Source organism: Bacillus sp. B1-WWTP-T-0.5-Post-4, assembly GCF_009183795.1.
Classification (GTDB): domain Bacteria; phylum Bacillota; class Bacilli; order Bacillales; family Bacillaceae_G; genus Bacillus_A; species Bacillus_A cereus.
Map to the genome: position 1 here is coordinate 460,081 of NZ_WEIJ01000004.1, position 16,179 is coordinate 476,259.

The following is a 16,179-nucleotide window of genomic DNA, read 5'->3' on the forward strand; positions in this document are numbered from 1 at the left end:
CACCACCTTTTAGGCCTATTGACTATTCTCCATAAAATGTTTCCTATGAAACATTTACGTTTTCATTTATATAATTTAATCTTACGTCTAATAAGATTTATTTTTCAATAGGTAATTTATTGGGTGTTCCCGGTTTGCGTGGATATTTCTTTGGTGTCTTGCGCTTTTTCTCGATTAATAAAATATTACGTTCACTCTCTTCAAATGGTAATTGGAAAGTAGACATCTCTTTCAACTCTCCGCCTAGCACCTCTAAAGCATACTTGCCATTTTCAATTTCTTCGTTTGCTGCTGCACCTTTCATTGCAATGAATGTTCCTCCAACTTTTACAAGTGGTAAACATAGCTCACTTAATACAGAAAGACGCGCAACTGCACGTGCCATTACAATATCGTATGATTCACGTACACCTTCTTTTTTCCCAAATGTTTCAGCACGATCGTGACAAAATGCAACATCACTTAATTCTAACTTTTGGGCTAAGTGATTTAAGAAATTAATACGTTTTTGCAATGAATCTACAATTGTTACTTTTAAGTGCGGGAAACAGATTTTTAAAGGAATACTTGGGAATCCAGCCCCTGCACCAACATCACAAATTGAGAATGGTTTTGAAAAATCATAATAAAAAGCAGCTGTAATGGAATCAAAAAAGTGTTTTAAATATACTTCTTCTTTTTCTGTAATAGCCGTTAAGTTCATTTTTTCATTCCACTCTACTAATGTTTCAAAGTAGATTTTGAACTGCTCTAACTGTCTAGAAGAGAGGGTGATTCCCTTCTCTTCTAGCATAGATTGAAATTGTTCTATGTTCATCTAGCAATATCTCCTTACTATTTATTGGTTCGATACGCGTGCAATTTTTCCTTGTTCTATATACACAAGTAAAATGGAAATATCCGCTGGATTTACGCCAGAAATACGTGAAGCCTGCCCCATTGAAAGTGGACGAACATCTTTCAATTTCTGTCTAGCTTCTGAAGCAAGGCTAGAAATCGCATCATAATCAATATCTACAGGGATTTTTTTACTCTCCATTTTCTTCATACGCTCTACTTGCTGTAAAGATTTTTCAATATACCCTTCATACTTAATCTGAATTTCAACTTGTTCTTTAACTTCATCACTTAATTCTACTTCACTTGGTACTAAAAGATGAATATGCTCATATGTCATCTCTGGACGACGTAATAAGTCACTTGCACGTATTCCATCTTTCAATTCACTTCCGCCAATATTGCGAATTAATTCTTGAACTTCAGGACGTGGTTTAATAATAATGCTGCTTAAACGTTCCTTTTCCTGTTCAATTTGTAATTTTTTATTTGTAAATCGCTCATAGCGCTCTTCTTTAATTAGTCCAATTTCACGACCAACTTCAGTTAAACGAAGATCAGCATTATCGTGGCGTAATAATAGACGGTATTCTGCACGAGACGTTAATAAACGATATGGTTCATTTGTACCTTTCGTTACAAGATCATCAATTAAGACGCCAATATAAGCATCCTCGCGACCTAAAACAACTTCTTTTTTACCTAAAGAACGGCATGCTGCATTAATTCCAGCCATAAGCCCTTGTCCGGCCGCCTCTTCGTAACCAGAAGTTCCATTAATTTGTCCTGCTGTATATAAATTTTTAATCTTTTTCGTTTCAAGTGTTGGCCATAGTTGTGTTGGCACAATTGCATCATATTCAATTGCATAACCTGTACGCATCATTTCAACATTTTCTAGGCCTGGAATTGTTCTAAGCATGTCACGTTGTACATCTTCTGGTAAGCTTGTGGATAAACCTTGTACATATACTTCTTGTGTATTACGCCCTTCTGGCTCTAAGAAAATTTGATGACGTGGTTTATCATTAAATCTTACTACTTTGTCTTCAATAGAAGGACAGTATCTAGGGCCTGTTCCTTTAATCATACCAGAATACATAGCTGAACGATGTAAATTTTCATCTATTAAACGGTGTGTTTCTGTACTTGTATATGTCAACCAACATGGAATTTGATCCATAATAAATTTCGTTGTTTCAAAAGAGAACGCACGTGGCTTATCATCACCTGGTTGAATTTCTGTTTTACTGTAGTCAATTGTATTACTGTTTACACGCGGAGGTGTCCCTGTTTTAAATCTAACAAGATCAAATCCAAGTTCTTCTAAATGCTCAGATAATGTAATAGACGGTTGCTGATTATTTGGACCGCTTGAATATTTTAAGTCGCCCATGATAATCTCGCCGCGTAAAAATGTTCCAGTTGTAATTACAACGGTTTTTGCTGTATATTCTGCACCAGCTTGTGTAACTACCCCTTTACATACACCTTTTTCAACGATTAAACGCTCTACCATTCCTTGGAACAACGTTAAGTTTGGTGTTTCTTCAATTGTTTTCTTTAATTCATGTTGGTAAGCGAATTTATCAGCTTGCGCTCGAAGTGCACGTACGGCTGGTCCCTTACCTGTATTTAGCATACGCATTTGAATATGAGTTTTATCAATATTACGTCCCATTTCTCCGCCTAATGCATCAATTTCACGAACAACAATCCCTTTTGCTGGTCCACCAACAGAAGGGTTACATGGCATGAATGCTACCATATCCAAATTAATTGTTAACATTAATGTTTTTGAGCCCATTCGTGCTGCCGCAAGACCAGCTTCACATCCTGCATGACCTGCACCGATTACTATGACATCGTATGAACCGGCATTGTATCCCATTGTTTATTCCTCCTAATAATCTCTATCTTTCTACAACTTCACTATATTATTTTCCTAAACAAAATTGAGAGAACAACTGGTCAATTAAGCTTTCATGCACTGTGTCCCCAGTAATTTCACCAAGTATTTCCCACGTTCTTGTTAAATCAATTTGTACCATATCAATTGGTACACCATTTTCAATCGCCTCAACTGCATCACCGATTGTTTTTCCTGCTTGTGTTAATAATCCAATATGTCTCGCATTAGAAACATATGTCATATCTGCAGAATCGATTGTTCCTTCAAAGAATAAATCAGCTATTGCCTTTTCGAGTTCATCTATTCCTTGTTCCTCAATTAAGGATGTTGTAATAACACGATTTCCCGCGGCTAACTCTGTAACACGTTCCATATCAATCGCTTGCGGTAAATCAGTCTTATTCACAATAACAATAAAGTCTTTTCCTTGTACCGCACGGAATAGATCTTCATCCTCATTTGTCAAAGCCTCGCTATAGTTGACAACAACTAATACTAAATCCGCTTGGCTCATCATTTCTTTTGAACGTTCCACACCAATTCGTTCAACAACATCTTCTGTCTCCCGAATACCGGCTGTATCTATAAGTTTAAGAGGTACACCACGCACGTTAACGTACTCTTCAATAACATCACGAGTTGTTCCTGCAATATCAGTTACAATTGCCTTTTTCTCCTGAACAAGACTATTTAATAACGATGATTTCCCAACGTTAGGTCTACCGATAATTGCTGTAGCAATACCTTCACGTAAAATTTTCCCTTGTTTTGATGTTTCTAATATTTTTTCGATTTCCGAACGAACATGCGTCGCTTTCTCAATTAAAATATTATGTGTCATCTCTTCTACATCATCGTATTCTGGATAATCTATATTTACCTCAACATGAGCTAATGTTTCTAATATTTCTTGACGCAAAAGACCAATTAATTTAGATAATCGCCCTTCCATTTGATTAATTGCTACATTCATCGCACGATCTGTTTTTGCTCGAATCAAATCCATAACAGCTTCTGCTTGTGATAAGTCGATACGTCCATTTAAAAAAGCACGTTTTGTAAATTCGCCCGGTTCTGCCAATCGTACTCCTTGTGCTAGAATAAGTTGCAATACTTTATTTACTGAAACAAGTCCACCGTGACAGTTAATTTCCACTATATTTTCACGTGTAAAAGTCCTTGGTGCGCGCATAATAGACACCATAACTTCTTCAATAACTTGATTTGTATCTAAATCAACAATATGACCATAATGAATAGTGTGAGAAGGAACCTCTGTTAAATCCTTCCCCTTAAAAATACGATCAACTTTCTCAACCGCATCATCCCCACTTACTCGAACAATGGCAATTGCACCCTCTCCAAGCGCTGTGGAAATCGCAGCAATTGTATCAAATTCCATGTCCTTTCACCTCACTTGCTTATTTATCTCTATTTCAACATGATTATTTCTTTCACTAAATTATTAGGATACCATAACGAACCTATCTACAAAAGAAGAATAACTCATTTTATTATATCCCCATGTAAAAAACACTAAACTTATTCACAGTGGATAAGTTTAGTGTTTTTTAGTTATCCACATCTATTTTCCGCTCAAAAAAACCGGCACTCATTTGAGCAACCGGTCATTTAGGAGATATTACAACATGCCGATGTGGTTCATTTCCTTCAGAAGTTGTATTGATACCTTGATGATTTGATAATGCCTGATGAATAATTTTTCGTTCAAAAGATGGCATCGGTTCTAAAATAACTCTTTTTTTCGTATTAAATACTTGTTTCGCTAATCGATAAGAAAGTGATTCTAACGTACTTTTTCTTTTACTACGATAATTTTCAGCATCTAGTGTAATACCGATATACTGCTTCGTGTTACGATTGGCGACAAGTTTTGTTAAATACTGTAAAGAGTTCAATGTATTACCTCTTTTCCCAATTAAAACACCTACATTATCACCAGAAATTGTGAATTCGATTTCGCGTCCTTTTACAATTTTACTAATCTCGACTTCCACACCCATATCGTGAATAACATTTCTTAAATATTCTTCACATTCTTGAATTGGATCTTTCTTCAATACAACTTCTACTACTGCAGGGCGATTCCCAAATAAACCTAAGAATCCCCTTTTACCCTCATCGACAATATTTATATCTACTCGATCTTTTGATGTATTTAATTGCCTTAAAGCATCCTCTACTGCCAGCTCGACTGTTTGTCCTTTAGCAGTAATTACACTCACTTGCTTGAGCCTCCAGCTTTACCAGCCTTACTAGCCTTAATCTCTGGCCCTTTAATAAAGTACATTTGAGCAATACCAAAGATATTACCAACAACCCAGTAAAGTGATAATGCAGCTGGGAAGTTAATTGCAAAGATTAAAATCATAATCGGCATAAGCCAAAGCATCATTGCCATTTGTGGATTTTGACCAGCTGTTCCTGCCATTGCAAGCTTTTGCTGAATAAATGTCGTAATTGCTGCAACGACTGGTAAGATATAGAACGGGTCTGCATGTCCTAAATCGAACCATAAGAAACTATGTTGTTTAATTTCAGCTGTTCTCATAATCGCATGATAAAACGCGAATAAAATAGGCATCTGAACAAATATCGGTAAACATCCTGCCAATGGATTTACACCATTCTTTTGATATAACTGCATCATTTCTTGTTGTAGTTTTTGCTGTGTTGCTTGATCTTTAGAACTATATTTCTCTTTTAACTTCACCATTTCTGGTTGTAACGCTTGCATTGCCTTTGTACTCTTTGTTTGTTTAATCATTAATGGTAATAATGCAAAACGAATGATAAGAGTTGTAATAACAATTGCTAAACCGTAATTACTGTTAAATAAGTCGGCAAAATACGTGATTAACTGAGAAAGCGGATATACGAAATATTCATTCCAAATCCCAGTACTTTTCGATGTAATCGGCTGACCCGTTTCACTACAACCGGTGGCAATCGCCATTAATGCAACGACCATGGCTAGTAAACCTAATTTCTTTTTCAAAGCCTACTCCTCCTTGTATCGGTATGTATATAGTGTAATTCATTTCCTTACGCTACTTTTTTATTCTTTTCATACCAGAGCGTTTAAAGACATGAATTAAGCTTTTCTTTACTTCTTCATATGTCATCTCTGCACAAGGCTTCCTTGCTATTATAACAAAATCTTTTCCAGAATCTATCTCATCTTTTAACTCTGTAATAGCCTGACGGACCATGCGCTTAATTCGATTACGAACTACTGCATTTCCTATTTTCTTGCTAACAGAAAGGCCGATGCGAAAGTTTGGCTGTTCTTCTTTATCTAATTGGTATACAACAAACTGACGATTTGCATTTGATTTTCCTTTTTGAAAAACCGCCTGGAATTCATCATTCTTCTTTATACGATGTTTTTTCTTCATATCAATTGACACTCCTGTATTTCATCAGCGGAAATTCACTATTATTAGAAAAAAAGACCACTGAACGATCAGTGGTCTACGCAGATAATACTTTTCTTCCTTTACGACGACGAGCTGCTAGCACTTTACGTCCGTTCGCTGTGCTCATACGGCTGCGGAAACCATGTACTTTGCTGCGCTTACGTTTATTTGGTTGGTAAGTTCTTTTCATTATATGACACCTCCCTGAGGAATATCTGTTAAAGACAGTCCTATAAATTATAGTTAATTAACTAGGAAAATGTCAATGGTTCTAGAAATTTTCATCAAATATTCATTTTGAACCTATTCACATACTTTTTCACAGCACCTATATTTCCTTGTGGATAAATATTTTTTCGCGTTTTTTATATCCACAAACTTTTTTCACACTTTTACACAGTATATCGTGTTGTGGACAAGTTTATTCCACAAGGTATTGATTTTGTGGATAACTTTCTTAAATTCATTGCTATAGCCACTTTTTTTTGATATTATAGTTGTGTTTTCACTTTGAATAAGTTTTCCACATCTTTACCTTATCCACAATTTGTGTATAACATGTGGACAGTTTTAATCACATGTGGGTAAATAGTTGTCCACATTTGCTTTTTTTGTCGAAAACCCTATCTCATATACAAACGACGTTTTTAGGTTTTAAAATACGTTTCGTATAAATATACATTTTATATTTATTAGGTTGTACATTTGTTGCACAACCTTATTCTTTTACCAACTTAGTAAAGGAGGGACACCTTTGGAAAATATCTCTGATTTATGGAATAGTGCCTTAAAAGAATTAGAAAAAAAGGTAAGCAAGCCTAGTTATGAGACATGGTTAAAATCCACAACGGCTCATAACTTGAAGAAAGACGTATTAACGATTACAGCTCCGAATGAATTTGCTCGTGACTGGCTAGAATCTCATTACTCCGAACTAATTTCAGAAACACTATACGATTTAACAGGGGCAAAATTAGCAATTCGCTTTATTATTCCCCAAAGTCAAGCTGAAGAGGACATTGATCTGCCTCCAGTTAAGCCGAATCCAGCACAAGATGATTCAGCTCATTTACCACAGAGCATGTTAAATCCAAAATATACATTCGATACATTTGTTATTGGCTCTGGTAACCGTTTTGCCCATGCAGCTTCATTAGCTGTAGCTGAGGCGCCAGCTAAAGCGTATAATCCACTCTTTATTTACGGAGGAGTTGGACTTGGAAAGACACATTTAATGCACGCAATTGGTCATTATGTAATTGAACATAATCCAAATGCAAAAGTTGTATATTTATCATCAGAAAAATTTACAAATGAATTTATTAACTCTATTCGTGATAATAAAGCTGTTGATTTTCGTAATAAATATCGCAACGTAGATGTTTTATTGATAGATGATATTCAATTTCTTGCTGGAAAAGAACAGACTCAAGAAGAGTTTTTCCATACATTTAATGCATTACACGAAGAAAGTAAACAAATTGTAATTTCTAGTGACCGACCACCAAAAGAAATTCCAACTTTAGAAGATCGTCTTCGTTCCCGCTTTGAATGGGGACTTATTACAGACATTACGCCGCCAGATTTAGAGACACGAATTGCGATTTTACGCAAAAAAGCAAAAGCTGAAGGGCTTGATATACCAAATGAAGTTATGCTTTATATCGCAAATCAAATTGATTCAAATATTCGTGAATTAGAAGGTGCACTTATCCGAGTTGTAGCTTATTCATCTTTAATTAATAAAGATATTAATGCTGATTTAGCAGCTGAAGCACTTAAAGATATTATTCCAAATTCTAAGCCGAAAATTATCTCTATTTATGATATTCAAAAAGCTGTCGGGGACGTTTATCAAGTGAAATTAGAAGATTTTAAAGCGAAAAAACGTACAAAATCAGTTGCGTTTCCTCGCCAAATTGCAATGTATTTATCGCGCGAGCTTACAGATTCCTCTTTACCAAAAATAGGTGAAGAATTTGGTGGACGTGATCATACAACAGTTATCCATGCCCATGAAAAAATCTCTAAACTACTAAAAACCGATACGCAATTACAAAAGCAAGTTGAAGAAATTAATGGTATTTTAAAGTAGTAGCTGAATAGTGTGAATAACTTACCTTGTTTTACGCACAGTCTATCCACATGTAGATAGACTGTTTTTACATCCTTTAGCGGAGTTATCCACATATCCACAAGCCCTATTACTATTACTACTACTTTTTATCTTTATTAATTAAATAAAATCTTATACTTACCGGAGGTTTTTCTTTATGCGTTTTACAATACAAAAAGACTATCTTGTAAGAGGTGTACAAGATGTAATGAAGGCAGTTTCTTCTCGTACAACAATCCCAATTCTTACGGGAATTAAAGTTGTAGCGACTGAAGAAGGAGTTACATTAACAGGAAGCGATGCTGATATTTCTATTGAATCGTTTATTCCAGTCGAAGAAGATGGAAAAGAAATTGTAGAAATAGCTCAATCAGGAAGCATTGTTTTACAGGCAAAATATTTTAGTGAGATTGTAAAAAAACTACCTAAAGACACTGTCGAAATTTCTGTAGAAAATCATTTTATGACAAAAATAAAATCTGGAAAATCAGAGTTTAACTTAAATGGTTTAGATTCTGCAGAATATCCGTTATTGCCACAGATTGAAGAACATCATGTATTTAAGATACCAACAGATTTACTTAAACATATGATCAGACAAACTGTATTTGCAGTTTCTACTTCTGAAACAAGACCAATCTTGACAGGTGTAAACTGGAAGGTATATAACAGCGAGTTAACTTGTATTGCAACAGATAGTCATAGGCTGGCACTTCGAAAAGCAAAAATTGAAGGACATAATATTGCAGATGAATTCCAAGCTAATGTTGTTATTCCAGGTAAGAGCTTAAATGAATTAAGTAAAATTTTAGATGAGTCTGAAGAAATGGTAGATATCGTTATTACGGAGTATCAAGTATTATTCCGTACAAAACATTTATTATTCTTCTCAAGATTGTTAGAAGGGAATTATCCTGATACGACACGTTTAATTCCGGCAGAGAGTAAAACGGATATTTTTGTGAATACAAAAGAATTCCTACAAGCAATTGATCGTGCTTCACTATTAGCAAGAGATGGCCGCAATAACGTTGTTAAATTATCAACTTTAGAGCAAGAAATGCTAGAGATTTCTTCGAATTCACCAGAAATCGGAAAAGTTGTCGAAGAAGTACAATGCGAAAAAGTAGATGGAGAAGAGTTAAAAATATCTTTTAGTGCAAAATATATGATGGATGCATTGAAAGCTTTGGATAGTACAGAGATTAAAGTTAGCTTTACTGGGGCGATGAGACCGTTCTTAATTCGTACAGTAAATGATGATTCAATTATTCAATTAATTTTACCGGTTCGTACTTACTAGGTAAGGAATAAGGGTTGCTAGTTTAAAGATGCTAGTGGCCCTTATTTGATTTTTGGGTATTACTTTCCTAATGCTAGTTTATTTAGTACAATGAAAGAATGAACACTTTCAGAAAGTGAGCGATTTTATGAAACGTATTAAAATTTCAACAGAGTATATTACACTAGGACAATTTTTAAAGTTAGCTGATGTAATTGATACAGGTGGCGCTGTAAAATGGTTTTTACAAGAATATGAAGTGTACGTGAACAACGAACTTGAAAATAGAAGAGGTCGCAAACTATATGCGAATGATGTTATTGAAATTCCAGGAAGCGGAACTTTCCAAGTTCAGGCATAAAGGGGGAGCCCTTTGTTTATTTCAGAAATACAATTAAAAAACTATCGCAATTATGAAAAATTAGAGCTTTCCTTTGAAGATAAGGTAAATGTAATTATCGGCGAAAATGCGCAAGGGAAAACAAATTTGATGGAAGCTATTTATGTTTTAGCGATGGCGAAATCTCATAGAACCTCTAATGATCGCGAACTTATCCGCTGGGATGAAGATTTTGGTCAAATAAAAGGGAAATTACAAAAAAGAAACAGTTCTTTGTCTTTGGAATTAAATATTTCGAAAAAAGGTAAAAAGGCAAAATTAAATCAACTTGAACAACAAAAGTTAAGTCAATATATTGGCGTGATGAACGTTGTCATGTTTGCCCCAGAAGATTTAAATCTTGTAAAAGGAAGCCCTCAAGTAAGAAGACGCTTTTTAGATATGGAATTAGGACAAATAGCTCCTGTATATTTGTATGAATTAAGTCAATATCAAAAGGTGCTCACGCAACGAAATCACTTGTTGAAAAAAATGCAAGGGAATAGTAAGAATGAGGAAACGATGTTGGATGTATTTACACTTCAACTAATTGAGCATGGTGCGAAAATACTGCAAAAACGTTTTGAATTTTTGCATTTGCTACAGGAATGGGCAGCTCCAATTCATCGAGGTATAAGCCGTGGATTAGAAGAGTTAGAAATTGTCTATAAACCAAGTGTAGATGTATCAGAATCAATGGATTTGTCGAAAATAAAAGAAGTATACTATGAAAGTTTTCAATCTGTGAAACAACGTGAAATTTTCCGTGGTACGACTTTGATTGGTCCTCATCGTGACGATTTACAATTCTTCGTTAATAGTAAAAATGTTCAAGTCTTTGGTTCGCAAGGACAACAACGAACGACCGCACTATCCCTAAAATTAGCTGAAATTGAATTGATTTATTCAGAGGTTAAAGAATATCCAATCCTTTTGTTGGATGATGTTTTATCAGAATTAGATGATTATCGTCAATCACATCTTTTAAATACAATTCAAGGAAAAGTGCAAACATTTGTTACAACGACGAGTGTCGACGGAATTGAACACGAAACATTAAAAGAAGCGAAAACAATTCATGTAACGAACGGCACTGTAGATTGTGAAATAGATAGGGAATAACCCCTGTTTAAATGGAAAAGTAGGTGATCTTTGTGTCAATGGAACAAAAGCAAATGCAAGAAAATGCATATGATGAAAGTCAGATACAGGTGCTTGAAGGACTAGAGGCAGTTCGGAAACGCCCTGGTATGTATATTGGATCTACAAGTGGAAAAGGGCTTCACCATCTTGTTTGGGAAATCGTAGATAATAGTATTGATGAAGCACTTGCAGGTTATTGTGATGAAATTAATGTTAGTATCGAAGAAGATAATAGTATTCGTGTAACGGATAATGGGCGTGGTATTCCGGTTGGTATACAAGAAAAAATGGGACGTCCAGCTGTAGAAGTTATTATGACTGTTCTCCACGCCGGTGGTAAATTTGGCGGTGGCGGTTATAAAGTTTCTGGTGGTTTACATGGTGTTGGGGCATCGGTTGTAAATGCTCTATCAACAGAATTAGAAGTATTTGTACATCGTGAAGGTAAAATCCATTACCAAAAATATGAAAGAGGTATTCCGGTTGCGGATTTAAAAGTCATTGGTGACACAGATCAAACAGGAACAATAACTCGATTTAAACCAGATCCGGAAATTTTCCAAGAAACAACAGTATACGATTTTGATACGCTAGCAACTCGTATGCGTGAATTAGCGTTTTTAAATCGTAATATTAAATTAACAATTGAAGATAAACGTGAACATAAGCAAAAGAAAGAATTCCATTACGAAGGTGGAATTAAATCATACGTTGAGCATTTAAATCGCTCAAAACAACCGATTCATGAAGAGCCTGTGTACGTAGAAGGTTCAAAAGATGGTATTCAGGTTGAGGTTTCTCTTCAATATAACGAAGGATACACAAATAATATTTACTCATTTACGAATAACATCCATACGTATGAAGGTGGTACACATGAGGTAGGTTTTAAAACAGCTTTAACTCGTGTAATCAACGACTATGGTCGTAAAAATAGCATTTTAAAAGATGCGGACAGTAATTTAACTGGTGAGGATGTTCGTGAAGGTTTAACAGCAATTGTATCAATCAAGCATCCAAATCCACAATTTGAAGGACAAACGAAGACAAAACTTGGGAATAGTGAAGCGAGAACAATTACAGAGTCTGTATTCTCAGAGGCATTTGAAAAGTTCTTACTAGAAAATCCTAATGTAGCGCGAAAAATTGTAGAAAAAGGTACGATGGCTGCACGTGCACGTGTAGCTGCGAAAAAAGCGCGTGAATTGACACGTCGAAAGAGTGCGTTAGAAGTTTCAAGTTTACCTGGTAAATTAGCTGATTGCTCTTCGAAAGATCCAGCAATTAGTGAAATTTACATCGTAGAGGGTGACTCTGCGGGTGGATCTGCAAAACAAGGACGCGATCGTCATTTCCAAGCAATTTTACCGCTGAAGGGTAAAATTATTAATGTGGAAAAGGCGCGCTTAGATAAGATTTTATCAAATGATGAAGTTCGTACAATTATTACGGCAATCGGTACAAATATTGGTGGAGACTTCGATATTGAAAAAGCACGCTATCATAAAGTTATTATTATGACCGATGCCGATGTTGATGGTGCACATATTCGTACCCTATTATTAACGTTCTTCTATCGTTATATGCGTCAAATAATTGAGTGTGGTTATATCTATATTGCACAGCCGCCATTGTTTAAAATACAACAAGGTAAAAAAATTCAATATGCTTACAACGATAAGGAACTTGAAAAAATCTTAGCTGAGCTACCAGCCCAGCCGAAACCAGGAATTCAACGTTATAAAGGTCTTGGGGAGATGAATCCAACTCAGCTATGGGAGACGACAATGGATCCAGAAGTACGTTCATTACTTCAAGTTTCCCTTCAAGATGCAATTGAAGCAGACGAAACATTTGAAATTTTAATGGGAGATAAAGTAGAGCCACGTCGTAACTTTATCCAAGAGAATGCAAAATACGTGAAGAACCTTGATATTTAAATGAGTAATGACAGGAATCTAAGTATTCCTGTCTTCTACATATAAATCAATGTATGTGTAACGGAAATGTAAGAGGAGGTGCTCGTTGATGTCAGACAATCAACAACAAGCACGAATTCGAGAAATTAATATTAGTCATGAAATGCGTACCTCATTTTTAGATTACGCAATGAGTGTTATCGTATCTCGTGCATTACCAGATGTTCGTGATGGATTAAAACCTGTGCATCGTAGGGTTTTATATGCGATGAATGATTTAGGAATTACAGCTGATAAAGCGTATAAGAAATCAGCACGTATTGTCGGTGAAGTAATCGGTAAGTATCACCCTCATGGTGATTCAGCCGTTTATGAAACAATGGTACGTATGGCGCAAGATTTTAGTCAACGTTATATGCTTGTAGATGGGCATGGTAACTTCGGTTCTGTAGATGGAGATTCAGCAGCTGCAATGCGTTATACAGAGGCAAGAATGTCTAAGATTTCTATGGAATTAATACGTGATATTTCAAAAAATACAATTGATTATCAAGATAACTATGATGGTTCCGAAAGAGAACCGATAGTACTACCAGCGCGTTTCCCTAATTTATTAGTAAACGGTACAACAGGTATTGCTGTTGGTATGGCAACAAATATACCGCCGCATCAGCTTGGCGAAGTAATTGATGGTGTGCTGGCATTAAGTCATAATCCTGATATTACTATCGCGGAATTAATGGAATACATTCCAGGTCCAGACTTTCCGACGGCAGGTTTAATTTTAGGAAGAAGTGGAATTCGAAGAGCTTATGAAACAGGTCGCGGTTCCATTATGCTTCGTGCTAAGGTTGAAATTGAAGAGAAGTCAAACGGTAAACAATCTATTATCGTAACTGAACTACCTTATCAAGTTAATAAGGCACGATTAATTGAAAAAATCGCAGAATTAGTTCGCGATAAGAAAATTGAAGGTATTACAGATTTACGTGATGAATCAGATCGTAATGGTATGCGTATTGTCATGGAAGTACGTCGTGATGCTAATGCAAACGTACTATTAAACAATCTATATAAACATACAGCGCTTCAAACAAGTTTCGGTATTAATATGTTGTCTCTTGTAAATGGGGAGCCACAAGTACTAAATTTAAAACAAAATCTATATCATTATTTAGAGCATCAGAAGGTAGTAATTCGTAGACGTACTGCTTATGAATTAGAAAAAGCAGAAGCACGTGCTCATATTTTAGAAGGATTACGAATTGCTTTAGATCATCTTGATGAAGTTATTACGTTAATTCGTAGTTCAAAAACGGCAGATATTGCAAAGCAAGGCTTAATGGAACGTTTTGGTTTAAGTGAGAAACAAGCGCAAGCGATTTTAGATATGCGTCTGCAACGCTTAACTGGATTAGAACGTGAAAAAATTGAGCAAGAATATCAAGACTTAATGAAGTTAATTGCTGAATTAAAAGCGATTTTAGCAGATGAAGAAAAAGTTCTTGAGATTATTCGTGAAGAATTAACAGAAGTAAAAGAGCGTTTCAATGATAAGAGACGAACAGAAATTACAATTGGCGGTATGGAATTTATTGAAGATGAAGATTTAATTCCTGAACAAAACATTGCGATTACGTTAACTCATAACGGTTATATTAAGAGGTTACCGGCTTCTACGTACAAAACACAGAACCGTGGGGGACGTGGTGTGCAAGGAATGGGTACGAATGATGATGACTTTGTTGAACATTTATTAACAACGTCTACTCATGATCATATTTTATTCTTTACAAACAAGGGTAAAGTATACCGTACGAAAGGATATGAAATTCCAGAGTATAGTCGTACTGCAAAAGGACTACCAATTATTAACCTATTAGGGGTAGATAAGGGTGAGTGGATTAACGCTATTATTCCGATTCGTGAATTTGGTGACGATCAGTTCTTATTCTTTACGACAAAACAAGGGGTTTCTAAGAGAACACCACTTTCATCATTTGCAAATATACGTACAAATGGTTTAATTGCAATTTCTCTTCGTGAAGAGGATGAAGTAATATCTGTACGTTTAACATCGGGTGATAAGGATATTATTGTCGGGACAAGTAACGGTATGCTAATTCGTTTCAATGAACAAGATGTTCGTTCTATGGGACGTAATGCTGCAGGTGTTAAAGCTATTACGTTGGGCGATGAAGACCAAGTTGTAGGTATGGAAATTGTCGAAGAGGATGTAAATGTTCTAATTGTAACGAAAAATGGTTACGGAAAGCGTACGCCGATTGATGAATACCGTCTGCAAAGTCGCGGTGGTAAAGGTCTGAAAACTTGTAACATTACAGATAAGAACGGTAAATTAGTAGCTGTTAAGTCTGTTACAGGTGAAGAAGATATTATGTTAATTACAGCGGCAGGCGTTATTATTCGTATGCCAGTTGATCAAATCTCTCAAATGGGACGTAATACACAAGGTGTTCGTCTAATTCGATTAGAGGAAGACCAAGAGGTAGCGACGGTAGCAAAAGCACAAAAAGATGAAGAGGAAGAAACGAGTGAAGAGGTTTCTTCAGAAGAATAAGAGAGGGGATTTTCCCTCTCTTTATTTTTTTATAATAATACTTGCATAGGGAAGAGAAAGCCTATATAATAGGCAGAGTCAGCAAATGAGAGATACAACTTATCGAAAAAACTTGTTGACGAAAATAATATACTATGATATATTATAAAAGTCGCTGAAACGCGATATTGAACTTTGAAAACTAAACGAAACAAACAACGTGAAACGTCAATTTTTATTTTAGATGCTAGACAAACTAACTTTATTGGAGAGTTTGATCCTGGCTCAGGATGAACGCTGGCGGCGTGCCTAATACATGCAAGTCGAGCGAATGGATTAAGAGCTTGCTCTTATGAAGTTAGCGGCGGACGGGTGAGTAACACGTGGGTAACCTGCCCATAAGACTGGGATAACTCCGGGAAACCGGGGCTAATACCGGATAACATTTTGAACCGCATGGTTCGAAATTGAAAGGCGGCTTCGGCTGTCACTTATGGATGGACCCGCGTCGCATTAGCTAGTTGGTGAGGTAACGGCTCACCAAGGCAACGATGCGTAGCCGACCTGAGAGGGTGATCGGCCACACTGGGA

At 35.9% G+C, this 16,179-nt stretch carries 13 protein-coding genes and 1 rRNA gene; 7 read left to right on the forward strand and 7 right to left on the reverse strand.

The window, feature by feature from the left end:
• Positions 1-97 precede the first annotated feature (97 nt).
• The 7 genes from rsmG to rpmH form a co-directional block, all read right to left on the reverse strand.
• Positions 98-817, reverse strand: coding sequence for a 16S rRNA (guanine(527)-N(7))-methyltransferase RsmG (gene rsmG, locus GBN91_RS16495; protein WP_001019628.1), 720 nt, complete (start codon positions 815-817; stop codon positions 98-100).
• Positions 818-838: 21 nt separating this feature from the next.
• On the reverse strand, positions 839-2,728 hold the full coding sequence (gene mnmG, locus GBN91_RS16500) for a tRNA uridine-5-carboxymethylaminomethyl(34) synthesis enzyme MnmG (protein WP_152121783.1): 1,890 nt from the start codon (positions 2,726-2,728) through the stop codon (positions 839-841).
• 46 nt (positions 2,729-2,774) lie between these two features.
• Entirely contained in the window at positions 2,775-4,151 is a 1,377-nt protein-coding gene (gene mnmE, locus GBN91_RS16505; protein ID WP_000393757.1) for a tRNA uridine-5-carboxymethylaminomethyl(34) synthesis GTPase MnmE, read from the reverse strand.
• 226 nt (positions 4,152-4,377) lie between these two features.
• Positions 4,378-4,995, reverse strand: a complete 618-nt coding sequence (jag, locus tag GBN91_RS16510) for an RNA-binding cell elongation regulator Jag/EloR (protein ID WP_000111516.1) — start codon at positions 4,993-4,995, stop codon at positions 4,378-4,380.
• Positions 4,992-5,768: a YidC family membrane integrase SpoIIIJ gene (gene spoIIIJ, locus GBN91_RS16515; RefSeq protein ID WP_000727738.1), complete on the reverse strand. Its 777-nt coding sequence runs from the start codon at positions 5,766-5,768 to the stop codon at positions 4,992-4,994. Before spoIIIJ ends, jag begins: the two co-directional genes overlap by 4 nt.
• A gap of 52 nt (positions 5,769-5,820) precedes the next feature.
• Positions 5,821-6,168: a ribonuclease P protein component gene (rnpA, locus tag GBN91_RS16520; RefSeq protein WP_000726621.1), complete on the reverse strand. Its 348-nt coding sequence runs from the start codon at positions 6,166-6,168 to the stop codon at positions 5,821-5,823.
• 76 nt (positions 6,169-6,244) lie between these two features.
• A complete protein-coding gene (gene rpmH, locus GBN91_RS16525) occupies positions 6,245-6,379 on the reverse strand; it encodes a 50S ribosomal protein L34 (protein ID WP_000831901.1) in 135 nt (44 codons plus the stop codon).
• Positions 6,380-6,943: 564 nt separating this feature from the next.
• Here rpmH and dnaA point away from each other — a divergent pair.
• From dnaA to GBN91_RS16560, 7 genes are all read left to right on the forward strand, one after another.
• Positions 6,944-8,284 carry a chromosomal replication initiator protein DnaA gene (dnaA, locus tag GBN91_RS16530; RefSeq protein WP_000428017.1) on the forward strand — a complete coding sequence of 447 codons (1,341 nt, stop codon included), beginning with the start codon at positions 6,944-6,946 and terminating at the stop codon, positions 8,282-8,284.
• A 178-nt stretch (positions 8,285-8,462) separates the two neighbouring features.
• Positions 8,463-9,608 (forward strand): DNA polymerase III subunit beta, encoded by a 1,146-nt coding sequence (gene dnaN / locus GBN91_RS16535; RefSeq protein ID WP_001212884.1) that lies wholly within the window; start codon positions 8,463-8,465, stop codon positions 9,606-9,608.
• Positions 9,609-9,735: 127 nt separating this feature from the next.
• On the forward strand, positions 9,736-9,948 hold the full coding sequence (yaaA, locus tag GBN91_RS16540; RefSeq protein WP_000821364.1) for a S4 domain-containing protein YaaA: 213 nt from the start codon (positions 9,736-9,738) through the stop codon (positions 9,946-9,948).
• A gap of 12 nt (positions 9,949-9,960) precedes the next feature.
• On the forward strand, positions 9,961-11,088 hold the full coding sequence (gene recF, locus GBN91_RS16545; RefSeq protein WP_000470745.1) for a DNA replication/repair protein RecF: 1,128 nt from the start codon (positions 9,961-9,963) through the stop codon (positions 11,086-11,088).
• Between the two features lie 38 nt (positions 11,089-11,126).
• Entirely contained in the window at positions 11,127-13,049 is a 1,923-nt protein-coding gene (gene gyrB / locus GBN91_RS16550; RefSeq protein WP_000435982.1) for a DNA topoisomerase (ATP-hydrolyzing) subunit B, read from the forward strand.
• Between the two features lie 88 nt (positions 13,050-13,137).
• Complete coding sequence (gene gyrA, locus GBN91_RS16555) at positions 13,138-15,609, forward strand: DNA gyrase subunit A (protein WP_001282864.1); 2,472 nt, start codon at positions 13,138-13,140, stop codon at positions 15,607-15,609.
• A gap of 241 nt (positions 15,610-15,850) precedes the next feature.
• A 16S ribosomal RNA gene (locus GBN91_RS16560) occupies positions 15,851-16,179 on the forward strand; the annotation flags it as partial.